The sequence below is a fragment of the Actinomadura madurae genome, assembly GCF_047130825.1.
Lineage (GTDB): Bacteria > Actinomycetota > Actinomycetes > Streptosporangiales > Streptosporangiaceae > Spirillospora > Spirillospora madurae.
Window position 1 is genome coordinate 3,504,103 of the sequence record NZ_CP083237.1, and the last position, 17,547, is coordinate 3,521,649.

14 protein-coding genes are annotated in these 17,547 nt (G+C 73.2%); all 14 read right to left on the minus strand.

Annotated elements, in window-relative coordinates; all coding sequences use genetic code 11:
* Positions 1–85: 85 nt before the first annotated feature.
* A complete protein-coding gene (locus K8Z49_RS15805) occupies positions 86–679 on the minus strand; it encodes a GNAT family N-acetyltransferase (protein ID WP_111829629.1) in 594 nt (197 codons plus the stop codon).
* A complete protein-coding gene (locus K8Z49_RS15810; RefSeq protein ID WP_021593086.1) occupies positions 676–1,107 on the minus strand; it encodes an acyl-CoA thioesterase in 432 nt (143 codons plus the stop codon). The genes K8Z49_RS15805 and K8Z49_RS15810 overlap by 4 nt, the downstream gene beginning before the upstream one ends.
* A gap of 56 nt (positions 1,108–1,163) precedes the next feature.
* Positions 1,164–2,492: an enolase C-terminal domain-like protein gene (locus K8Z49_RS15815; protein ID WP_111829628.1), complete on the minus strand. Its 1,329-nt coding sequence runs from the start codon at positions 2,490–2,492 to the stop codon at positions 1,164–1,166.
* A complete protein-coding gene (locus K8Z49_RS15820; RefSeq protein ID WP_021593088.1) occupies positions 2,489–3,961 on the minus strand; it encodes an aldehyde dehydrogenase (NADP(+)) in 1,473 nt (490 codons plus the stop codon). The genes K8Z49_RS15815 and K8Z49_RS15820 overlap by 4 nt, the downstream gene beginning before the upstream one ends.
* A 151-nt stretch (positions 3,962–4,112) precedes the next feature.
* On the minus strand, positions 4,113–5,774 hold the full coding sequence (gene ettA, locus K8Z49_RS15825; RefSeq protein WP_021593089.1) for an energy-dependent translational throttle protein EttA: 1,662 nt from the start codon (positions 5,772–5,774) through the stop codon (positions 4,113–4,115).
* 490 nt (positions 5,775–6,264) lie between these two features.
* The gene (locus K8Z49_RS15830; RefSeq protein WP_024935007.1) at positions 6,265–7,557 is read right to left on the minus strand and encodes a sensor domain-containing diguanylate cyclase; all 1,293 of its coding nucleotides are present in this window, start codon (positions 7,555–7,557) and stop codon (positions 6,265–6,267) included.
* 240 nt (positions 7,558–7,797) lie between these two features.
* Positions 7,798–8,265: a single-stranded DNA-binding protein gene (locus tag K8Z49_RS15835; protein ID WP_021593091.1), complete on the minus strand. Its 468-nt coding sequence runs from the start codon at positions 8,263–8,265 to the stop codon at positions 7,798–7,800.
* A gap of 83 nt (positions 8,266–8,348) precedes the next feature.
* On the minus strand, positions 8,349–10,058 hold the full coding sequence (locus tag K8Z49_RS15840; protein ID WP_412519421.1) for a GTPase family protein: 1,710 nt from the start codon (positions 10,056–10,058) through the stop codon (positions 8,349–8,351).
* A complete protein-coding gene (locus K8Z49_RS15845; protein WP_256255467.1) occupies positions 10,055–12,151 on the minus strand; it encodes an AAA family ATPase in 2,097 nt (698 codons plus the stop codon). Before K8Z49_RS15845 ends, K8Z49_RS15840 begins: the two co-directional genes overlap by 4 nt.
* Positions 12,148–13,386, minus strand: coding sequence for a uroporphyrinogen-III C-methyltransferase (gene cobA, locus K8Z49_RS15850; RefSeq protein WP_021593094.1), 1,239 nt, complete (start codon positions 13,384–13,386; stop codon positions 12,148–12,150). Before cobA ends, K8Z49_RS15845 begins: the two co-directional genes overlap by 4 nt.
* Positions 13,387–13,516: 130 nt before the next feature.
* A complete protein-coding gene (cobT, locus tag K8Z49_RS15855) occupies positions 13,517–14,614 on the minus strand; it encodes a nicotinate-nucleotide--dimethylbenzimidazole phosphoribosyltransferase (protein WP_412519423.1) in 1,098 nt (365 codons plus the stop codon).
* Positions 14,615–14,629: 15 nt separating this feature from the next.
* Positions 14,630–15,694 carry an Rv2231c family pyridoxal phosphate-dependent protein CobC gene (gene cobC, locus K8Z49_RS15860; RefSeq protein ID WP_412519425.1) on the minus strand — a complete coding sequence of 355 codons (1,065 nt, stop codon included), beginning with the start codon at positions 15,692–15,694 and terminating at the stop codon, positions 14,630–14,632.
* Positions 15,691–16,287: a precorrin-8X methylmutase gene (locus K8Z49_RS15865; protein WP_021597545.1), complete on the minus strand. Its 597-nt coding sequence runs from the start codon at positions 16,285–16,287 to the stop codon at positions 15,691–15,693. Before K8Z49_RS15865 ends, cobC begins: the two co-directional genes overlap by 4 nt.
* A 13-nt stretch (positions 16,288–16,300) precedes the next feature.
* Positions 16,301–17,545 carry a bifunctional cobalt-precorrin-7 (C(5))-methyltransferase/cobalt-precorrin-6B (C(15))-methyltransferase gene (locus tag K8Z49_RS15870; RefSeq protein WP_111829873.1) on the minus strand — a complete coding sequence of 415 codons (1,245 nt, stop codon included), beginning with the start codon at positions 17,543–17,545 and terminating at the stop codon, positions 16,301–16,303.
* Positions 17,546–17,547 lie beyond the last annotated feature (2 nt).

The window sequence follows — 17,547 nt, forward strand, 5'->3', positions numbered from 1 at the left end:
AAGTGGGCCGAAAACGGATCGCTGTTGCGCTTGTTACCTATCCGTGACGGCGCAGTTGTCACCGGGGCAGTGCGGATTTCCCTGATCAGGTCGGTGGAACGAGGGCGATTCCGTCGTCCCATGGGGCAAGGCACTCGAAAAACCGTTCATCGTGCCAGCGCCCGTCCAGATGAATGTGGCGCCGGGCCGTTCCCACGGGCGTGAACCGGTTGCGCTCCAGAACGCGCTGGGACGCGTGGTTGTCGACCCTCGTGAACGCCTCCACGCGATGCAGGCGCAGCGCGCCGAAGGCCACGTCCAGCGCCTGGCGAAGCGCCTCGGTGGCGACGCCCCGGCCGGCGTGCGCCCGCGCCACCCAGTAGCCGACGAAGCAGCTCTGGAGCGGGCCGCGCAGGACGTTGTTGAGCGTGATGCGCCCGGCGACCTGGTCGTCGGCGACGATGACGGCCGGCCACATCTCGCCCGCCGCGTACGCTTCGACCAGGTCGTGCAGGTTGTCGCGCTGACCCTCCACGGTGTAGTACGCGTCGTCCCGTTCCGGTTCCCAGGGACGCAGGTACTCCCGGTTCGCCTCGTACAACGCCGCGAGGGCCTCCGCGTCCGCCACCTGGACGACCCGCAGCCGCACCCCGGACCGGCGTCCGTCCAGGGCCGGCGGCGGACCGGCGAGGGCCGTCATGCGCCGGGCACCACGTAGCGCCCGATGAACTCCCGCTCCTCCGGGGTGAACCGCCGCAGCCGGTTCGTCTCGACGTCGAACGCGACGAGCGTCGAAGTCGCCTCGGCGTACACGTGCTCGTCGTCCCGCACCTCGTAGGCCAGCTTGAACGACGCCGCGCGGGCCTCGGTCACCCACGTCTCCACCCGGATCGGATACACGGTCGGCAGCAGCGGCATCCGGTAGTCGATCTCGTGCCGGGAGATCACCATCCCGCGGACGGGCTTCTCGCCCTTCCGCACCGGGTCGCCGTGGAACATCTCCAGCCGCGCGTCCTCCAGGTAGCCGAGGAACTTCACGTTGTTCACGTGGCCCTGCGAGTCGATGTCGCCGAACCTGATCTTGAACTCGTAGACGTGCCGGTACTCGGCCGGGGCCATCTGCTGCATGTCCTCGCCTGGGGATACGGGGGAACCGGGGTCGCCTGATGCTACCCGCAGCCGGTTCAGCCCCTGACGAGGCAGGGTCGCTTCGGGTCGAACCGCCAGCCCGGGACCAGGAACTCCATCGCGGCCTCGTCGTCCCGGTCGCCCAGCCCGTACTGGAGGTACCGGCGGTGCGCCTCCTCGACCCGCTCCTCGTCGATGTCGATGCCGAGACCGGGCCGGTCGGGAAGGCCGATCGCACCGTCCACGATCTGGAACGGCTCCCTGGTCAGCCGCTCGCCGTCCTGCCAGATCCAGTGCGTGTCGATCGCGGTGATCTCCCCCGGCGCGGCCGCCGCGACGTGGGTGAACATCGCCAGCGACACGTCGAAGTGGTTGTTGGAGTGCGAACCCCAGGTCAGGCCCCACGCCTCGCACAGCTGCGCCACCCGGACCGAGCCGCGCATCGTCCAGAAGTGCGGGTCGGCGAGCGGGATGTCCACCGCGTCCAGCCGGATCGCGTGGCCGAGCTGCCGCCAGTCGATCGCGATCATGTTGGTGGCGGTGCGCAGGCCGGTGGCGCGGCGGAACTCCGCCATCGTCTCCCGCCCCGAATAGTCCGGCTCGGCGCCGCACGGGTCCTCGGCGTAGGCGAGGACGTCCTTGAGGCCGGTGCCGATCCGGATCGCCTCGTCCAGCGACCACGCGCCGTTCGGGTCCAGGTTGATGCGGGCCTCGGGGAACCGCTCGGCGAGCGCCCGCACCGCCTCGGCCTCCTCGTCTCCGCGCAGGACGCCGCCCTTGAGCTTGAAGTCGGCGAACCCGTACCGCTCCCGCGCGGCCTCCGCCAGCCGGACGATCGCCTCCGGGGTGAGGGCCTCCTCGCGCCTCAGCCGCAGCCAGCCGTCCGCGCCCTCCGGCGGCGCCTCGTACGGAAGGTCGGTCTTGTTCCGGTCACCGATGTAGAACAGGTAGCCGAGCATCGGGACGGTCCGGCGCTGGACGCCGTCGCCGAGCAGCGCCGCCACCGGCACGTCCAGGTATTGCCCCAGCAGGTCGAGCAGCGCCGACTCGATCGCGGTCAGCGCGTGGACCATGATCCGGGTGTCGTGCGTCAGCGCGCCGCGCCCGCCCGCGTCCAGGTGGCCGAACGTCGCGCGGAAGGCGTTGAGGATCTCGTCCGACCGGCCGATGGGCCTGCCGACGACCAGCTCGCGGGCGTCCTCCAGCGTCTGCCTGATGCCCTCGCCGCCCGGCACCTCCCCGGCGCCGGTGTTCCCGGACGAGTCGGTGAGCAGCACCAGGTTCCGGGTGAAGAACGGACCGTGCGCGCCGCCCAGGTTGAGGAGCATGCTGTCGTGCCCGGCCACGGGCACGACCCGCATCTCGGTGACGACCGGCGTGCTCATCGCGGCACGCCCTGGTAGGCGACGGGACGCTGGAAGCGCTCGATGGCGAGGCTCCCCACGGACGTCGTCCGTGAGTCGGACGTCGCCGGGAACGGGCCCCCGTGGACCATCGCGTGCCCGACCCGCACCCCCGTGGGCCACCCGCCCCACAGGATCCGCCCGGCCAGCCGCTCCGCGACGGGCAGCAGCCGCGCGGCGGCCTCGCCCGACCCGTGGATCGTCGCGGTCAGCTGCCCCTCCAGCCCGCGGGCCAGGGCGATGACCTGGTCGAGGTCGTCGCACCGGACGACCAGGGAGCACGCACCGAAGATCTCCGCCTCCAGGTCGGGGCCGAAGTGCTCGGCGTCGACCGCCGCGAGGGCCGCGCGGCAACCCGCCGCCGCGTCCGGTTCCCGTCCCCGGGCGAGGATCTCCACGTGCGGGTGGTCTTCGAGCCGCCCGACGCCCTCGGCGTAGGCGCGGGCGATGCCCGGCGTGAGCATCGGCGCCCCCGGGACGGCCTCGATCGCCTTCGCCGCCGCGTCCAGGAACGCGTCGAGATCGGTGCCCTTCACCGCGAAGACGAGTCCCGGGTTGGTGCAGAACTGCCCCGCGCCGAGCGTCACGGAGCCGACGTACTGCTCGGCCAGGTCCCCGCCGTTCTCCGCGAGGGCGTCCGGCAGCAGGAAGACGGGGTTGACGCTGCTCATCTCCGCGTAGACCGGGATCGGCCGCGGGCGGCCCGCCGCCGCCTTCGCGATCGCCAGCCCCGCCGTCCGCGACCCGGTGAAGCCCACCGCCTGGACGCGCGGGTCGGTGACGAGCGCGATGCCGAGCGTCGGGCCGTCCCCGTACAGCATCGAGAACACGCCTTCGGGCAGCCCGGCCTCGCGGACCGCGTCCGACACGGCCCGCCCGACGAGCTCGCACGTCCCGGGATGCGCGTCGTGCGCCTTCGCGATCACCGGGCATCCCGCCGCGAGCGCCGACGCGGTGTCGCCGCCGGCCACGGAGAACGCGAACGGGAAGTTGCTGGCCCCGAACACCACGACCGGGCCGAGCGGAACCCGCCCCTGCCTGATCTCGGGCCCGGCCTCGCCCGCCGGATCGACGCCGGTCACCGTGTCGGCGGCCCGCAGGTCGGCGGCGAACAGGCGCAGCTGCCCGGTGGTCCGGGCGACCTCGCCGGTCAGCCTCGCCTCGGGCAGCCCGGTCTCGGACATGGCCCGCGGGACGAGCGTGCCGGCCAGGTCGTCGAGCTTCCCGGCGATCGCGTCCAGGAACGCGGCGCGCTCCTCGGCGCTCGTGGCCCGGTAGGCGTCGAAGGCCTCGTCCGCCAGCGCGCACGCGCGCGCCACCTCCGCGTCGCCGCCGTAGCCGTACGCGGGATCGAGGCGTTCACCCGTGCGGGGATCGACGGCGGTGATCGTCCGCCCCGTCCCGGCGACGCGCTCGAAGCCGATCACCATCTCGCCGGTGAGCTGCGCCAATGTCCCGTCCTCCTCCGTCTGGGCAGGGGTGCCTGCCTCGGACGATAGGAGACGCGAACGATACCTGTCCAACACGAAGAACGCATCGAGCGATGCCCAACGTGAATCACCGCATGCCCGGCCGACCGCACGCGGCCGGCCGGGGCACGGATCAGCGGGTGAGCTTGCGGTGCGTCACCCGGTGCGGGCGGGCGGCGTCGGCGCCCAGCCGCTCGATCTTGTTCTTCTCGTAGTCGGCGAAGTTGCCCTCGAACCAGAACCAGTTCGAGCCCTCTTCCCACGCGAGGATGTGCGTGGCGATGCGGTCCAGGAACCACCGGTCGTGCGAGGTGATCACGGCGCAGCCGGGGAACTCCAGGAGGGCGTTCTCCAGGCTGGACAGGGTCTCGGTGTCCAGGTCGTTGGTGGGCTCGTCCAGCAGCAGGACGTTCCCGCCCAGCTTCAGCGTCAGCGCCAGGTTGAGGCGGTTGCGCTCACCACCGGACAGCACGCCGGACGGCTTCTGCTGGTCGGGCCCCTTGAACCCGAACGCCGCCACGTACGCGCGGGACGGCATCTCGACCTGCCCGACCTTGATGTGGTCCAGGCCGTCCGAGACGGCCTCCCACACCGTCTTCTTCGGGTCGATGCCGCCCCGGCCCTGGTCGACGTAGGAGACCTTCACGGTCTCCCCCACCCGCAGGTCGCCGGCGTCCGGCTGCTCCTCCCCGACGATCATGCGGAAGAGCGTGGTCTTGCCGACGCCGTTCGGACCGATGACGCCGACGATCCCGTTCGGCGGCAGGTTGAACGACAGGTCGTCCATCAGGACCCGGTCGCCGAAGCCCTTCGTCAGCTTGTCCGCGACGATCACCGTGTTGCCCAGCCGGGGACCCGGCGGGATCTGGATCTCCTCGAAGTCCAGCTTGCGGTACTTCGCGGCCTCGGCGGCCATCTCCTCGTACCGCTCCAGACGCGCCTTGCTCTTCGTCTGCCGCGCCTTCGGGTTCGACCGGACCCACTCCAGCTCGTCCTGGAGCCGCTTCTTGCGCTTGGCGTCCTTGTTGCCCTCGACCTTGAGCCGCTCCGCCTTCTTCTCCAGGTAGACGGAGTAGTTGCCCTCGTACGGGTAGCAGCGGCCCCGGTCCAGCTCCAGGATCCAGGTCGCCACGTTGTCGAGGAAGTACCGGTCGTGAGTGACGGCGAGGACGGTGCCCTCGTACTTCGCGAGGAACTGCTCCAGCCACTGCACGCTCTCGGCGTCCAGGTGGTTGGTCGGCTCGTCCAGCAGCAGGAGATCGGGCGCCTCCAGCAGCAGCTTGCACAGCGCGACCCGCCGGCGCTCACCACCCGACAGCGTCGCCACCTCGGCGTCCCCCGGCGGGCAGCGCAGCGCGTCCATCGCCTGCTCCAGCTGGCTGTCCAGATCCCACGCGTTGCGGTGGTCGAGCTCCGTCTGGAGCTTGCCCATCTCCTCCATCAGCTCGTCGGAGAAGTCCGTCGCCATCTTCTCGGCGATCTCGTTGAACCGCTCGAGCATCCCCTTGATCTCGGCGACACCCTCCTCCACGTTCCCGAGGACGGTCTTCTCCTCGTTCAGCGGCGGCTCCTGCTGCAACATGCCGACCGTGAACCCCGGCATCAGACGCGCGTCGCCGTTGGAAGGCTGCTCCAGACCGGCCATCATGCGCAGCAGCGTCGACTTACCGGTGCCGTTCGGCCCCAGGACGCCGATCTTCGCGCCCGGAAGGAAATGCAGGGTGACGTCGTCCAAGACGACCTTGTCGCCATGTGCCTTACGCACACGCTGCATCGTGTAGATGTACTCGGCCATCCCCCAAGCCTAGGGGGTTTTCATCGCACTTCGGTTTTATTGCAGTGCCCTCCTCCTTCGGGCCTTGGCGGCCCTCCATCGTCGGGCACTGCGGGCGATCGCTGCATCGCTCCGACTCGCCTTGCGGCTCGCTGCGCGATCTTGTTGGCGCTTCGCTCGAAGCTGGCCTCGGGCGGGATTGCGGCCTGGATGCCCCTGCGGCACGGCTGGGCGCTCCATGGCACCACCACGACGAGACCGCAGGGCTGCGGCGGAGCAGGCAACACCCGCCCCTAGGGGCAGTGGCGCGACGAGACGGGCGGCGCCATGGCCAGACGGGCGGCGCGGCAGGGCGGGCGACGCCGGGATGGGCGGGGCGCGGCAATGGCGCGGCACCCGCACCAAGGCGGGTGGCGCGTGGCAAGCGAGGCCGGTGGCAGCGCAGGAGGGTGAGTGATGTGTATCGGACGGGCGCGGGGCCAGCCCTCGCGGGCCGCGGCGGGGCCTGTGGTTAGGTTTCTGTGGATTGGGGGTCTGTGTCTACTGCGGGGAGGCAGACTCTGTCTCGGCCGGAGGATTTGGCTCGGTAGAGGGCCAGGTCGGCTGCTGCCAGGAGTTCCAGGAGGTCCTGGCCGTGGGTGCGGAAGAGGGAGACGCCCACGGAGACCGTCACCGTGACCGTGCCCTCCTCCGCGGGGACGGCCAGGCGGCGGACGCGGCCGCGGAGGCGTTCGGCCACGCGGCACGCCTCCACCGTGTCGGCGCCCGGGAGGAGGACGACGAACTCCTCGCCGCCGAAACGGCCCACCACGTCGTAGTCGCGGAGCTGGTGGCAGAGGGTGCTGGCCACCCCTACGAGGACCTGGTCGCCGATCAGGTGGCCGTGGGTGTCGTTGACGCGCTTGAAGTGGTCGATGTCGATCAGCAGGAGGGCCACGGCGTCGTGGGTGCGCTGGGCCCGGGAGAGTTCGGTGTCGGCCTCGCGCTGCCAGGCGGCGGCGTTCAGCAGGCCCGTCTTGGCGTCGGTGCGCGCGGCGGCCTGGAGCTGCTGGTGCATCAGGCTGCGCTGGAGCAGCATCACCGGGGGCAGGGCCAGGAAGAGCAGGCCCAGGGAGAGCGCGCTGGTGATGGCCACGAGGATGCCCACGCAGAGCTCCACCACGTCCAGGAGGAGGCTCTCGCGGGTCCACAGGACGTCGCGCCAGCGGCCCTCGGGGTTCGCGGCATGCGCGGCGACGGCGACGATGGCGGCGTTGACCACCGTGAACAGGGCCGCGCAACCGACGGCGGCCGGGATGCCCGGGCAGGCCTCGACGACCCAGTGCGGGACGCCCTCCAGCGGCTCCGGCTCCATCAGGTGGAACACCATGGACGCGCACGCGCCGGCGATGCCGAGCGCCGCCGCGACGAGGGCGCGCCGGTAGATCAGCGTGCGGCGCACGCGGAACTGGAGCAGTGCTTGGAGCGGGACGGGGATCAGCAGCGCGTAGACCGGGGGCAGCAGCAGGGCGACCGGCAACCACCAGGCGGACAGCAGGTCACGCGCGACGCCGGCGGGCATCCCGAGCCGGCGTGTCGCCTCGATGCACACCGCCCCGCATGCGAGCAGGGCGGTGAACGTCGCCAGGTCGTCGCCCCGGTACGGGGTCCCGAGCAGGCCCGCGACGGTGAGCCCCAGATGGACGGCGACGACCACCGGCACGTAGACCACGAGCAGGGCCCGGCGCCCCGGTCGCGCCCGCCGTCTGGGCCTGCGGGCCAGCTCCCCACCACGGTCCTCGGCGGACGACTGCACTGCCGTCATCCTTCCCCCTTACGCGCATCACGTTGTGTAACACGATAGTTGCAACGTGTGCGGAAGGGGCGTGAAACAGGTAGGTTCGGGAACGCACATGCCGGTGGCCGCTCCGGTCGCCCGGCACATCCTGAGGGGGATACCACCATGCGCGGCGTTTCCTGGATCTGACCAGGCCGCAAGAACCCCCGGTGGTACGGGGGGCGCAGACCGACGGTGAACCGCCCGCCGGCCGCGCCCCCGTGCGGGTCAGGCCGCTTTGGGCTCCTCCTCGTCCTCGGCGGGACCGCCCAGCGCCCACTGGTCGGCCGTCTCGCGGGCGAGCTGGCGGTCCTCGTCGGTGAGGGGGCCGCTGCGCTGGGCCGGGCGGAAGTCGACCGTGCCCCGGCTCAGGTCGGGGCCGAGCGTCATGGCCTCGACCTCGGCGGAGAAGCGCCACTGGTCGTCGCGCTCGTACTGGCGGATCCGCAGGCGTCCGCTGACCAGGACGGGCGTGCCGCGCTTCAGCTCGGACGCGTTGACGTTGTCGGCGAGGTGCCGCCAGCAGTTGACGGTCACGTACAGCGCCTCGTCGTCCTGCCACTGACCGGTCTGCCGGTCGAAGCGCCGGGGCGTGCAGCCGACCCTCAACGACAGGAAGGCATGCCCGTTGGCCGTCACGGCGTAGCGGGGCTCCGCCGCGACCCAGCCGGTGATGGTGACGTGCGCCTCGTTCATCGCGTCCTCCGTTGTCTCGCGTACGGGTCAACGGTGGCGCGGACGGGCCGGGCGGCGGTGGGGAACGCGGAACTGTGGATAACTCAGCCGAGGGCGACGTCCACGTCCTTGCGGAACCGGGCGTAGATCTCCAGCTCGTCCTCGATGGGCTCGATCACCTTCTCGTGCGCGACGCGCTCGATGCCCTGGCGCATGTGGTGCTCCATCTTCTCGCCGTGCTTGGCGGACGACAGCGCGACCATGTTGCGGCAGGCGGACGCGGTGAGCCACCCCATCCCGAGCGTGCACAGGACCAGGATCAGCACGTACGGGATCAGGCCCGCCTGCCCGACGAGGCCGCCCGGGTCCTCGCCGCCCACGTCGAGCAGCCCGTACGCGACGAGGAAGCCGATCCACACGACGCTGAGGACGGCGACCAGGACCAGGAAGTACTGCCAGGTCTTGACCAGCCACCACCAGCGCGGCACCACGTTGAACGTGGGCAGGGCCTCCTTCAGCGACTCGCCGAGCGCCTCCGGGATCTCGGTGGCGTGCGAGCGGGCGGCCGTGCGGACGGAGCGGCCAAAGTGCGGCGGAAGCTCGGCGGCCACGCCCTCGGTGACGTTCTGGAGCGCGTTGTCCACGTCCCCCTGCTGGGCGCCGATCGGGCCGGTGAAGGCGTTGCGCAGCTCCTCGCGCAGCTCGGTGAGCCGCATCCGGCGCAGCGGGTCCGACCGCAGCCGGGTGATGATCGCGGTGACGGGCCAGCCGATGAAGTCGGACGCGCGCAGCTCGTAGGCGCTCTCCATGGCCTCGGCGACGGCGGGCGCGCCGGCCGCGTCGGTGAGGGCCTGGACCAGCTCGGCCCTGCGCCCGTCGTCGACCGTGGTCGGGGGCTCGGCGTCGAGCCGGTAGCCGGTGAACCGCTCGGCGACGCGGTCGACGTCGGCCGACAGCCGCTCGGTGCGGGCGCGGCGGGCGGCGACGGTGTCGACGAGGACGTCCCGGAAGCCGTGCACGCCGTCCTCGGCGACCGCGGCGGTGGTCACGATCCGCGGGTCGGCGAGGCCCTCGGCCTCCAGGAGGCGGCGCAGGTCGGCGACGCAGTCGTCGATCTCGTGGGGGGCGAGCCGGTCGACCTGGTTGAGGACGATCAGCGTGACGCCGGTGTGCCGGGCGAACGGCACGATGTAGTTGCGGTGCAGCGCGGCGTCCGCGTACTTCTGCGGGTCGACCACCCAGACGAGCAGGTCGGCGATCGTGACGAACCGGTCGACCTCGGCGCGGTGCATCGCCTGGATGGAGTCGTGGTCGGGCAGGTCGATGAGGACGAGGCCCTGCAGGCTGGCATCGGCGCGCTCCAGGTCGAGGGCGCTGGCGCGGGCGTACCGGTGCCGCTTGTCGACGTCGAGCCAGTCGAGCAGCGGGCCGGCGCCGTCCAGTCCCCAGACGCACGCGTGGGCCTTCGACGTCATCGGGCGGCGCATCCCGGTCGGCGACAGCTCCAGCCCGCAGATGGCGTTGAACAGGGAGGACTTGCCGCTTCCGGTGCCGCCCGCGAGGGTGACGACGGTGTGCTCGCCGGAGAGCCGCAGCCGCTGCCCGGCCCGCTCCAGCAGCGCGTCGGCGTCGTCCAGGACGGGCTGGTCGAGCCGTCCGAGACCCGCCCGGACGAGCCGGTCGAGGCCGTCGAGCCGCTCGATCAGCCCCGGCGGGCCGGCCGGTTCGGCGGGGGCGCCGGGCCCGGACGGGCCGAGGGTCGGGTACCCGCCGGTACCCGCCGGCGAGTTAGCGGGGATTGCCGAGGTGGTCATCGGGCAACCTCGAGGTTGTAGGTGGCCTGGTACAGCTGGACGGGGACGGTCTCGTCCGGGATGCCGGCCGAGTCGAGCACCTGCCCGAACCGGATGGCCTCCTCGTCGAACAACATCCCGATGCGGCTGCGCAGGTCGGCGCGCGCCTTGGCGCCCATGCCGCGCAGGGACTCGGCGCCGAACAGCGCCTTCAGCAGCCGCTGCGGGACGGCGCTGTTGCCGCCCTCCACGGCCACGTCGGACGTCCCGTAGCCGAGCAGGCCGATCATCAGGACGAGCGAGACCGCCTCGGTGTCGAACGAGACCAGCTTGGCGACCGAGCGCTTGGTGACGCCCTCGGTGCGGATCAGTTCCTGGACGTGGTCCTGCCAGGAGCTCACGGCGCGGGTGACGCGCCGCGACAGTTCAGGGGAGACGTGCCCGAGGTCGGCGTCCACCCCGGCGAGGACCTGCTCGCCGGCCGGGTGGTCGCGCCAGCGGGCGAGGACCTGCTCGGCGCCGTGCTCGGCGGACGCCATGATGAGCGATTCGAGCCCGCTGCGCAGCGCCGCCTTGAGCGCGCGCACCCGGGCGGGGCTGCGGTGGCGCCGGTTCGCGGCGCGGCCGCGCCGGGACCGCTGCACGTGCAGGGACTTCAGCAGGTCGCCGGTGCCGGCGAAGTCCTGCCAGCGGGCCAGCACCTCGCCGCGCAGCAGCGAGCCGTTGCGGGTGGCCTCGTCGAGCTCGGCGAGCGCGGTGCCGTACCCGGCCTCGACCTCCCTGGCGAGCTCGGTGCGCTGCCCGACCTGGGCCTCGACCTGCCGGGCGACCTCCGGGACGCGGGTGCGGAAGCTGTCCAGGACGGCGGCGAGGGTGTCGCTGATGACGATCTCGCGGTCCTCGGCGTCCTCGGCGACACCGGTCAGCCAGTCGCGGATGTCCTCGACGGCCTCCTCGGGGAGGCGGCTGTCCTCGATCCGCGTCTCCGGGACGGTGAAGCGCCGCGCGTCGCCGACCTCGTGCCGGTCGAGCATCTCGGCGAAGTGCTCGACGATCTCGCCGCCGCCGGCGCCGGCGCCCTGCGGGACGCGGGAGAGGACGACGCCGATCGTCGCGCCGTTCTCCTTGGCGCGCTGGAGCATCTGCCAGACCTGGGCGTCGGCGTACCGGGCGGCGGTGGTGACGCACAGCCACAGGTCGGCCGCGGCCATGAGCTTGGTCGCGAACTCGTAGTGGTCCTCGAAGACGGAGTCGAAGTCGGGGCTGTCGAGCAGCGCGAGGCCGGGCGGCAGCACGTCGCTGGCGATGATGACCAGTTGGTCGCCCGCGATGGCGTCGGGTGCGGGGCCCCGGATCCGTCCCATCCCCGGCAGCATCGGCCCCTCCATGAACCACTGCACGTGGTCGGGGTGGCAGACGAGGATCGGGCTGCTGGTGGTGGGGCGCAGCACGCCGGTGGCGCTCACGCGGGCGCCGACGAGCGTGTTGACCAGGGTCGACTTGCCCGCGCCCGTGGACCCGCCGAGCACCACCAGCATGGGGGCGCCGGCGGCCTGGATGCGGGGCAGGACGTAGTCGTCGAGCTGGGCGCGCAGCTCGTCGCGGGCCTCGCGGGCCTGCTCGACGCCGGGGACGTCCAGCAGGAACTCGAACGAGCCGAGCTGGTCGCGCAGCGCGGCCAGGGCCCGGGTCAGCTCGCCCTGCCGGACCGTCTCGCCGGCGCGCGGCGCGCGCCGCCTGCCGCGCCTGGGCGCGGCGGGCTTTTCGGGCTTCTCCGCGGGCTCGGGCTTCTCCGCGGGCCCGGGTGCGGCGTCTTCCGGGGACGCGGCCTCCTGAGACGCCGCGTCCGGGTTCACGGCTTCCGGGGGCGCGGCGCCCTTCCCGGCCGCGCCCTTCCTGGACCTTCGCTCTCTCCTCGCCGTCTTCCCGCCTCCCGCGTCGGGGGTGCCCTTCTCGGACGCGTCGGTGTCGTCTCCGGACGCCGCGCTCCCAACGGGCGCGGCGCTCTCGCCGGACGCCGCGGTCTCGCCGGGGGCGGGCTCCTCGATCCCGCGTCCCCGGCCGGCGCCGGCCTCCTCGTCGTGGACCGTGCTCTGCTCTGCCGGGGGTGTCACGGATCCCGTCCCATGTCCGCTCGAATCACGTCGATCTCTCGTGCCACGTTCACCACGTCGCCCACGACCACGATCGCCGGGGGCCGGACATCACCGGCGGCCATCTCGCCGGCCACCGTGCCGAGCGTCGCCGTCAGCGTCCGCTGGCCGGGAAGGGTACCGTCCTGTACCACGGCGACCGGCGTGCCGGACGATCGACCATAGCGCATGAGGGCCGGTGCGATGAGCCCCATCCGCTCCACCGCCATGAGCAGCACGATCGTGCCCTCCGCGCGGCCCAGCGCCTCCCAGTCGACGGTCGAGTCGGGGTGATCCGGCGGGACGTGCGCGGACACGACGTGGAACTCCTGCGCGACGCCCCGGTGGGTGACCGGGATGCCGGCGGCGGCCGGCACGGCGACCGCGCTGGTGATGCCGGGGACGACCGTGACGGGCACGCCGTGGCGGGCGCAGTGGAGGGCCTCCTCCCCGCCGCGCCCGAACACGAACGGGTCGCCGCCCTTGAGCCGGACCACGAAGCGCCCCTGCCGGGCGTTCTCGACCAGGTACTCGTTGATGCGGTCCTGGGTGACCGTCCGGCCGTAGGGGATCTTGGCGGCGTCGATCACCTCGACGTCGGCGGCGAGCTCGTCCAGCAGCCCGCCGGGGGCGAGCCGGTCGGTGACGACCACGTCGGCCATCGCGAGCAGCTGCCGCCCGCGCACGGTGATCAGCCCCGGGTCGCCGGGACCGCCGCCGACGAGCGCGACGCCGGCGGGCTTGCGCCGGGAGTGCCGGGATTCCAGCGCCCCGTCGCGCAGCCCGGTCACCACGGCGTCCCGGATCCCGGCGGCGCGCCGGGGGTCGCCGCCGAGCAGCACCCCGACGGTCGCGTCGCCCGCGTGCCCGCTCGCGGGCGTCCAGGCCGGGGACGACTCGGCGTCGTCGGCCCGGACGGACCAGATCCGCGCCCCGTCGGCCTCGGCCACCACGTCCCCGTTGACCTTGGCGTCGTCGGTGACGGCCTGCACCAGCCAGGCGCCCCGGCAGTCGCCGCGCCGGTAGGGCCGCCGGTGCCAGGTGATGCGCCCGCGGTCGGCGAGGCCCTCCAGGGTGGCGGTGACCTCCGGCGAGACCAGCACGACGTCGGCGCCCGCGTCCAGCAGGGCGGGCACGCGGCGCTGGGCGACCCGGCCCCCGCCGACGACGAGGACGCGTCGCCCGCCGAGTCGCAGGCCTAGCAGGTACGGGGGCACGTGGCGGATCTCTCGGACGCGGGTGGCGGACAGGTGTCTTTGTGGAACAAAGGTACTCGGGTTGGGGAGTTCATGGAGAGGGGCTCCGCGCAGTCGATAGCCGAGCGTGACTCATTCCGTGATCACGCTGTTACGGCGCTCCGGCGTCCTTCTCGCTCACCCCGGCGGAGTCGAAGGTGGCGACCTCGTGCAGGACCCGCACCGCCCCCTGGACCAGCGGCAACGCCAGCAGCGCGCCGGTTCCCTCGCCCAGCCGGAGCTCCAGGTCGACCAGCGGCCGCAGGCCGAGCTCGCCGACCGCGGCGGCGTGGCCGGGCTCGGCGGAGCGGTGTCCGGCGACGCACGCGCCGAGGGCGTCGCGGCACAGCGCGGCGGCGGCCAGGGCGGCGGCACCGGAGATCACCCCGTCCAGGATGACGGGGACGCGCAGCGCCGCCGCGCCGAGGACGAACCCGGCGATCGCGGCGTGCTCCAGGCCGCCCACCGCCGCGAGGACCTCCAGGGGCTCGGCGCCCGCCCCGCCGAGGAGGCCGTCCCCGCCGAGCAGGCCGTGCCGGTCCAGGGCCGTCCGGACCACCTCGACCTTGTGCGCGTGGGTGGCGTCGTCGATGCCGGTCCCCCGGCCCGTGACCCGCTCGGGCGGCTGCCCGGTGAAGGCGGCGATCAGCGCGGCTGACGCGGTGGTGTTCGCGATGCCCATGTCACCGGCGACCAGGCAGCGCGCCCCGCCCGCGACCAGGTCGCGCGCCACCTCGATGCCCGTCTCCACGGCCCGCCGGACCTCGGCGGCGGTCATCGCGGGCCCGAGCGTCATGTCGGCGGTGCCGTGCGCGATCTTGCGCGCGAGCAGGCCGGGGGCGGCGTCCAGCTCGGCGGCCACCCCGACGTCGACCACCGTGACGCCGGCGCCGACCTGGGCGGCGAACGCGTTGACGACGGCGCCGCCGGCCAGGAAGTTGGCGACCATCTGCGCCGTGACCTCCCGCGGCCACGGGGTGACGCCCTGGGCGTGCACGCCGTGGTCGGCGGCGAACACGGCGACGGCGGCCGGCTCCGGCAGCGGCGGCGGGCACCGCCCGGCCAGCCCGGCCAGGCGGACCGACACCTCCTCCAGGACGCCGAGCGACCCGGGCGGCTTGGTGAGCCGGGCCTGGTGGTCGCGGGCGTCCCGCATGGCCGCCTCGTTCGGCGGCGTGATGGAGGCGATCGTGTCCTCGATGAGGCTCATGGCGTCCTTTCAGGGTCAGATGCCCAGCTCACCGAGCACCTCCAGCAGCCGGTCGTTGGACGGACGATCGCGCACGGCGATGCGCAGCCAGTCCGGGCCGAGGCCGGGGAACGTGTCCCCGCGCCGGACGGCGTAGCCGCGTTGCCGAAGCAGGGCCCGCAGGCCGAGGGCGTCCGGCACGCACAGGCAGAGGAACGACGCGCGCGCCTCCGGGACGACGTACAGGCCCCTTGCCGACAGCTCCGCGGCGAGCCGGTCGCGTTCGGCGGCGAGTTGGACGGCCCACGCCTCGGCCTCGGCGACGGCCTCCGGTGCGGAGCACGCCTCGACGGCGACGAGCGCCGGTGTGGACACCGCCCAGAGCGGTTGCGCTTCGGCGAGCCGTCCGATCAGGTGGGGGTCGGCCAGGACGTAGCCCGCGCGCAGCCCGGCGAGCCCCCATGTCTTGGTCAGGGACCGGATGACCACGATGCCCGGGGGCAGGCGGGTGGCGAGGGTCTCCGGCTCGCCCGGGACGCAGTCCATGAAGGCCTCGTCCACCACGACGGTCCGTCCGGGCCTGGCCAGCGCGGTGACGACGTCCGCCGGATGCAGCACGGAGGTCGGGTTGGTCGGGTTGCCGATGACGACGAGGTCGGTGTCGTCCGGGACCAAAGGTTCTTGCCGGGGGGTCTGGGGGGTCGTCCCCCCAGAAGGAGGCACCGCGTCGAGGGTGAAGTCCTTGCCGAGGACCACCCGCTCCACCTCGTGCCCAGCGGCCCGCAGCGCGGCCTCGGGCTCGGTGAACTGCGGGTGCACCACCACCGCATGGCGCGGCGCGAGCACCCGCGCGAGCAGGACGAACGCCTCCGCGGCGCCGGCGGTGAGGAGCACCTCCTCGGCCGACCTGCCGTGCCGGCGGGCGACCGCCCGGCGGGCCGGACGCGGGTCGGGGTAGGCGGCGAGGTCGCCGATCGACGCCCGGATCCGCGCGGCCAGCCATTCCGGGGGCGTGCCCGTCCGGACGTTCACGGCGAAGTCCGCGAGCCCGCCGCCGACCTCGGCGTCCCCGTGGTGGCGGAGGTCCACCTCGCCGGTCACGGCCGGTCCGCCTCGTAGTACAGGAGCGCGTTGACGGCGGCCGCCGCGACGGCGGACCCGCCCTTCTCCGAGACGTTGCTGAGCTGCGGGAGCCCGCCGGCGCGCAGCGCCTCCTTGGCCTCGCGGGCGCCGACGAAGCCGACCGGCATGCCGATGACCAGGGCCGGGCTCACCCGTTGGGCGATGATCTCCGAGAGCGCCTCGGGTGCGGAGCCGACCGCCCAGACCGCACCGGGCCCGACCTCGGAGTAGGAGAGCCGGACGGCCGCGGCCGACCGGGTGATGCCGGCGGCGCGGGCCATCCGCGCGGCGGCGGGGTCGGCGGCGTGGCAGACCGTGTCGCGGGCGCTGATGCCGGCGGCGACCATCCCCTCGTCGGTGACGATCGGCGCCCCGTCGCGGAGCGCGGCCCAGCCTTGGACGAGGAACTCCTCCCGGGTCACCAGGTCCACCGCGTACTCCAGGTCGGCGGTGGCGTGGATCACCCGCTCGGCCACGGCCCGCCACAGCGGCGGCATCGGGGAGAGATCGACGCGGGACCGCAGGATCTCATACGACCGCACCTCGATCGGGTGGGGCTGACGGACGGTCAACGGCGCTCCTCGGCTACTCCGGTGGGGCGGGAATGGTCTCTATCGGGCGGTTCTTCCGCGACGGCCGCCAGGCGGGGGCCGGGGCGCCGCGCTCGCCCCAGACGACGGTCACGGGCTCTCCCGGCTCGCCCCGCGGGGTCAGCGGGGTGCCCTGGAGCCGGACGGCGTCGCCGGTGAAGCCCTGCTCGTCCAGCATGTCCAGTATGGCCTGGGCATCGTCCGCCGTGGCCAGGGCGACGACCCGGGAGGGCCCGAGGGCCGCGCAGGCGCGAAGGGCCTCCAGTCCGCTCCGTCCGAGGAATCCGGGGCCGACGAACACCGCGTCGGGCTGGGGAAGGTGGCCGGCGGTGGACCGGATGTCGCCGGAGGCCATCGCGACCTTCACGCCGTGCAGGCGGACGTTCTCCCGCACCAGCTCGCACGCGGCGTAGTCGCGGTCGACGGCGACGACGGCCGCGCCGAAGCGCGCGCATTCGATGCCCACCGAGCCGTCGCCGGATTCGACGTCCCACACCATGTCGCCGATGCGGGGGCCCAGCTTGGCCAGGACGAGGGCGCGGACTTCCGGACGAAGGCCCGGCCCCTCGCCGAAGGCCTCCGCGGGCAGCGCCCACCCGGCGGCCTTGGGCGCCGCACCTGAAAGCCAGCTCGATCGACCGAGCGCGTGGCGGTTGTCCAGGACGAGCACGACCTGGGGGTCGTTCCAAGGACGGGTGGTCGCCTCGGCCGGACGGACGTAGACCACCCTCTCCCCCGGCCCGCCCAAGTCCTCGCAGACCACGAACGAACGAGGAGTGACCGGGAACAGGGCGCGCGCAAGTTCGGCCGGGCCCGCACCCGGCTCGGTCAGGACCGCGACCTTCGGATGGGCGCGGCACGCGTTGACGGCCTGCCTCAGATGGCCGTCCTTGGCGGAGACGACCAGCGCGTCCTCCCAGGGCAGGCCCGCCTGGGAGAAGGCCCTCGCGACCAGGGGCGCCGCAGGGAAGGTTTCGGGCGCGTGGCCCTTTTCGAGCAGCTCCCGGACGATCCCGAAGTAGCCGGGATCGCCGTCCACGACGAGGACGACGTCCTGTTCGGCGACATCGACGCCCTGCAAGGCTTCGACGACATCCTCGGTGGCGACTTTCCGCGCGCCCGCCGCCAGCGGCAGATCCTTCAGCAGGCGAAGCTCACCGACCACCAGCGAAGCGCTCTCCAGAGCCAGCCTGGCCGCCTCGCACAGCGGAGACCCGTCACGGCCGACGACCGTCAGCATCG